This is a genomic window from Domibacillus indicus (assembly GCF_023715895.1).
Lineage (GTDB): Bacteria > Bacillota > Bacilli > Bacillales > Domibacillaceae > Domibacillus > Domibacillus indicus_A.
Genome location: NZ_JAMBOO010000129.1, coordinates 1 through 255 on the forward strand (window position 1 = coordinate 1; position 255 = coordinate 255).

The window sequence follows — 255 nt, forward strand, 5'->3', positions numbered from 1 at the left end:
GTGTGCCTACAAGTAGTTAGAGCCCTTTAACGGGTGATAGCGTGCCTTTTGTAGAATGAACCGGCGAGTTACGATTTCATGCAAGGTTAAGCTGATAAGGCGGAGCCGCAGCGAAAGCGAGTCTGAATAGGGCGTTTGAGTATGAGGTCGTAGACCCGAAACCAGGTGATCTACCCATGTCCAGGATGAAGGTGAGGTAACACTCACTGGAGGTCCGAACCCACGCACGTTGAAAAGTGCGGGGATGAGGTGTGG

1 rRNA gene is annotated in these 255 nt (G+C 52.2%); it reads left to right on the forward strand.

From position 1 onward, the window contains the following. A 23S ribosomal RNA gene (locus M3221_RS27150) occupies positions 1 to 255 on the forward strand; the annotation flags it as partial.